The following is a 5,162-nucleotide window of genomic DNA, read 5'->3' as shown; positions in this document are numbered from 1 at the left end:
AAACAAGACTCACATTCATATATTTTAAGTTGTTTTTTGAAACCATACTTATCTGTTCGAGTAGAGTAATTTCTAAATTTCATTTCTCTATTATTGGGGCAAGTATAGGTATCTGCCAGCTCGTTATAAGTCCAGTTGTCAGTAATGAATGGATCTTTTTTATATTTTTTCGTTTGTTCTTTCTGATACATCGTATATGTAATCAACGGCGTTCTTTCAAACTCATCTAGAATCGCTTGATAATTTTCTTCACTACCATAACCTGCATCCGCCACAATATAAGTAGGCAGGTCGAAATAAGATTCTTTAATCGTCTTTAGGAAGGGAAGCATCGTTTTAAAATCCGTTGGATTTGAAAAGGTCTCATAAGCTAAAACGTATTGGTGATTTGTTGTGATTTGTACATTATAACCAGGCTTCAATTGACCATTCATCATGTGGTCGTCTTTCATTCGCATAAAAGTAGCGTCATGATCTGTTTTGGAGTAACTATTTCTATCTTTAAAAATCTGATGTTGCGCTTTATATTTTGCTTTACGGTAGATAAAGTCAGAAAAGTCCTTTAATGCTTTTTTAGGCATTTTTCGTTTAGAACGAAGTGCTTTTCTTACTTGAACATCGGAGTTTTTTTCGATTTCAGCACTTAATCCTGTCACTTTCGTTTCTAGTGCATTCACGATTTTCTGTAATTTCTCTGTGTCTAATTCTTCATCTTCTGCACAAATAGATGGAATGATTTGTTCTTCCACTAGCTTTAAATAATATTCTTTTGATTTTTGTCTCAATTACTCTTCAAATCGTTCCGTGCTCTTTTTCCAAACAAACGTATATTTATTCGCGTTAGCTTCTAATTTCGTCCCGTCAATAAAGATAGCTTCTTCGTCAATTAATTTTTGAGATACAAGCTGATTTCTAAATTGAATAAAACATTCTTGGAGAATTGGCTGAACCATAGGGTTTACTCTGAAACGATTGATGGTTCTAAAATTTGGGAATTGTGACTGAGTGAGCCACATTGCTCGAATACTATCTTTAGACATAGCTTCTATTTTTCTTCCTAAAAAAATAGACTGCGTGTAGCCACACAACAGCAACTTTAACATCATTTTTGGGTGATAAGAAGTGGTTCCCATTTTATGATCAAAGACTGAAAATATCTCTTCAGGAATACTTTCGACTAATTCATCTATCGCGAACGCGATATCATTTTCTTCTAAATAAATTTCTAAATCTAATGATAAAGTAATCTGTTTCATGTTATAATTTTTGTACATAAATAGCACTCCTTTTAATTTGGTTTCGACGCTTTAATTATATAGGATAGTGCTATTTTTTGCGCCAAAAAAGGAAGAAAATCGAAAAAAGATTTTCTTCCTTTTAATTTATTCAAGAGACTTTTGGGTCAGCCTCATTCAGGTTTATATATTAAGTATAAGATATACTTTATATATTCAATATATCTGATATGTTTCATTTAATAGCAGATATATACTACAGATCCCTTGAATTAGTGTTCCGGCTGAAGTAAAAAACCATTCTGATAAATTAACTATAGACATCTTTGCTTAGATACAGTAACATATACCTAAAGTATTGAAAGCGATAACATAGGAGGGTTTATGAAAATTAAATTATTAACATTCATTGTACTGAGCGCTTTACTTGTAGGATTAGCTTTTCCATCTGTTTCCCTTGCTGAATCAGATGAGGGTTATCATATCACTTTTGAAGACGGGCCAGAAGGGTTTGGACCAAGAGGTGAGAATGAAACAGTCGAACAAACAAATGAGGATGCATATGAAGGAGAGCACGCATTAAAAGTCACTGGTAGAACAGAAGCTTGGAACGGGCCATCGCTTCAAATTAGTGAATTAGTAGAAGAATCTATGGAATATCATTTTTCCGTTAGGGTGAAACTTGTAGACGAAGGATCCGCTGAATTACAGTTATCCACTCAAATTGGAGAGGGGAGTACTGCTAGCTATCAGACCATTGATAATCAAAGGGTTGATTCTCATACATGGACGCTTTTAGAAGGGACTTATAGATACGACTCTATAGTCGATGATTTTATTAGTGTTTACGTTGAAAGTTCAGGGAATGATTCCGTTTCTTACATGATTGACGATTTCACTCTAACCCCCACTGGCAACAAAATAGAAACACCAACTCAACCGGATGTCCAGTCAATAAAGGAAGTGTATGAGGATTACTTCTTAATAGGTAATGCTGTATCTATGTCAGATTTGGGTGGGCAGAGATTAGAGCTTCTTAAAAAGCATCATAATTTGGTAACTGCTGAAAATGCGATGAAGCCGGAATCATCTTACAACGCTAATCAGGAATTTGACGTTACCGATCAAATAAGATTGGTAGATAGAGTGAAAGAGGAAGGATTACTGCTTCACGGACACGTATTAGTCTGGCACCAGCAATCACCAGAATGGCTACATACGAGTGATGGAGAACGATTGTCGCGGGAAGAAGCTTTAGCTAATATGGAAAGTCACATAGAAAAAACCATTTTAGCATACGGGGACAGCGTTATTTCATGGGATGTAGTAAACGAAGCAATGGATGATAATCCAAGAGACCCTGAAATGTGGCGTTCCATGTTAAGACGATCAGAGTGGGCTGAAGCCATTGGAGATGACTATGTTGAATTGGCTTTTATGAAAGCTAGGGAAGTGCTAGATGAAAACGGTTGGCACGATGTCACACTTTACTACAATGACTACAATGATGATAATCAAAATAAAGCCACAGCTATTTATCATATGGTAAAAGAAATTAACGAAAATTATGCAGAAAACCATCCTGGTGAACGTTTAATTGATGGAGTGGGAATGCAAGGACATTACAATATGGGAACCTCTATAGATAATGTCAGGAGATCTATAGAGCGATTTAAAGAGTTAGATGTAGAAATAGGTGTTACAGAGTTGGATATTGCAGCAAACACTACTTCGGAATTAACAGAAGAAGAAGAAATTGCTCAGGGAATTCGGTACGCTAAGCTATTTTCATTGTACAAAGAGCATTCTGACGTAATCTCAAAAGTAACGTTTTGGGGGTTAAACGATTCTACAAGTTGGCGATCGGAAAATAGTCCTCTTCTTTTTGATGGGGACTTACAGCCCAAAAAGGCCTTTGAAGCAGTTATTGACCCGGAAGGCTTTTTAGAAACCTATGCTTCAGAGGATGTGGAAGTGGAAAATAGGCGGACTGTAGCAACTTATGGGACCCCTGAAATAAGTGAAGAGTTAGATGAACTTTGGTCTGCAGCGGATTCTATAGACGTGAATCGTTATCAAATGGCTTGGCAAGGAGCCACGGGTGTGGGGAGACTTCTTTGGGATGAAGATTATCTATACGTTCTCGTAGAAGTCGATGATAGCACTATTGATACGACTGGTGAAGAAGACTGGGCGCAAGATTCGATAGAAGTATTTCTTAGTGAGACTCGTCATTCTGACTATTCATATAAAGAAGGAGATGGTCAATACCGGGTGAATGCAGATGGTGAAGAAACTGGTGGAGAAACAACGGCTCAGGCCATTGAGCGTTCACTTGTGACCCAAACGGCTACAGGATACAGTGTGCAAATGGCTATTAAATGGCAGGTTTTAGACCCTGAAGAAGGAGATGCCATTGGTTTTGACTTACAAATAAATGACGCGACATCTGGAAACAGACAAAGTGTAGCTATATGGAATGATTTAAGTGGCCAAGGGTATCAAAACCCCATGGTCTTTGGTGAGCTTGAATTAGGAGGATCCAGTTTTGGTCCAGTTGATNCGGAACCAACAGAATCAACGGAACCAACAGAACCAACGGAACCAACAGAGCCAACGGAACCAACGGAGCCAACAGAACCAAGTAAACCAAGCAAGCCGACAGAACCAAGTAAACCAACAGTACCAAACAAACCAAAAGTTTTACCAAAAACAGGAGAAACAAAAAATATTGCATTGTCTGTCCTAGGGTTATTAATAGTATTAGGATCTGCATTCATTTTTAAAAAGAGAATCTAACCTGAATAATATTATAAAAATTTTCCTATTAGTCCGGACATTAAAACAAATAATGCTAAAAGTTCTGCAATAGAATGGATAAAATCTCAAATAAAGTAAAGCAAAAAGACTTGCCAAGAAAAACATATGGTAAGTCTTTTTTGCTAGTCAAAACTTAAGAGTATTGACTACGATTACTTACTCTAGTAAAATCAAGAGGTACAGAGGTGTCATAACTTATGGTCAAAAGTATATCAGAAAAGTGGGTGGAAAACGTGAAATATGGCTATGCAAGAGTGAGCACTCGACAGCAAGATCTGGAAGGGCAATTGCGTCAGTTGGAAGAAGAACATTGCAATAAAATTTTCTTCGAAAAAATAACCGGCACAAAAAGTGATCGCCCAGAATTTCAAAAATTATTACAAACGGTTCAAGCAGGGGACACATTGGTGGTTACAAAATTAGACCGGTTTGCCCGCAGCACGCAAGATGCCTTGAACACAATCAAACTCTTATTCGAGAAGGGTGTTCGAATCAACGTGCTGAATTTAGGGATTATTGAAAATACGTCCACCGGAAGATTAATCTTTACGATTTTCAGTGCTTTTGCAGATTTTGAACGGGATTTGATTGTGGAGCGGACACAAGAGGGGAAAGAGTTGGCCAAACAGAAACCCGACTTCCGAGAAGGGCGACCGAAAAAATTCAGCCAGCAACAAATCAATTTGGCTATGCAACTTCTTGAAAAATATTCCTATAAAGAGGTAGAGAAAATGACCGGTATTAGTAAAAGTACGTTAAGTCGTAATAAAAGGAAACGAGATTCAGTTAATTAGTAAAAGAATCTACTTATATATAATGCTATATATAAAAGGAATTTAAAACATTTCAGTTGATTATATATTGAGAGAATTTGATAATGTTTGTTTAGATAATACTAATATGGAAGGAGCTAGCAATGATAGAGAACGATAATTCTTTAGAAAATTTATATAATCAGCTGTTTGATTTAATTTTTCTTGTTAAATATGGATATTATGATGTAACGGTGAAAAAAGATACTGAAAAATTTAGTGATGAGGATTTTGAACTTAATTTTTCATATGGATGTTTCTGTTAACTTAAAATATATGAATGTGAGTCTTGTTT

Annotated in this window: 4 protein-coding genes and 2 pseudogenes; 4 read left to right on the top strand and 2 right to left on the bottom strand. The window is 36.3% G+C overall.

Annotated features, from left to right (window positions below; genetic code table 11):
* Both RU93_RS11760 and RU93_RS11755 read right to left on the bottom strand, forming a co-directional pair.
* Positions 1–596: pseudogene (locus RU93_RS11760) on the bottom strand (transposase); the annotation flags it as partial.
* 189 nt (positions 597–785) lie between these two features.
* Positions 786–1,274, bottom strand: a complete 489-nt coding sequence (locus RU93_RS11755; protein ID WP_071875818.1) for a transposase — start codon at positions 1,272–1,274, stop codon at positions 786–788.
* A 345-nt stretch (positions 1,275–1,619) separates the two neighbouring features.
* On the opposite strand from RU93_RS11755, the pseudogene RU93_RS12425 reads away from it, so the two are divergent.
* The 4 genes and pseudogenes from RU93_RS12425 to RU93_RS12140 form a co-directional block, all read left to right on the top strand.
* Positions 1,620–3,797, top strand: a pseudogene (locus RU93_RS12425) (endo-1,4-beta-xylanase); the annotation flags it as partial.
* A 1-nt stretch (position 3,798) separates the two neighbouring features.
* On the top strand, positions 3,799–4,034 hold a 236-nt coding region (locus tag RU93_RS12210; protein ID WP_245785422.1), incomplete at its 5' end, for an LPXTG cell wall anchor domain-containing protein.
* Between the two features lie 254 nt (positions 4,035–4,288).
* Positions 4,289–4,849, top strand: a complete 561-nt coding sequence (locus RU93_RS11745) for a recombinase family protein (RefSeq protein ID WP_071875819.1) — start codon at positions 4,289–4,291, stop codon at positions 4,847–4,849.
* 122 nt (positions 4,850–4,971) lie between these two features.
* Positions 4,972–5,133, top strand: a complete 162-nt coding sequence (locus RU93_RS12140; protein WP_169818126.1) for a hypothetical protein — start codon at positions 4,972–4,974, stop codon at positions 5,131–5,133.
* Positions 5,134–5,162: the final 29 nt, after the last annotated feature.

It is taken from the genome of Enterococcus aquimarinus, from assembly GCF_001885765.1.
In the GTDB taxonomy this organism is placed as follows: Bacteria; Bacillota; Bacilli; order Lactobacillales; family Enterococcaceae; genus Enterococcus_I; species Enterococcus_I aquimarinus.
This window is presented reverse-complemented; position numbering and strand designations above follow the sequence as displayed.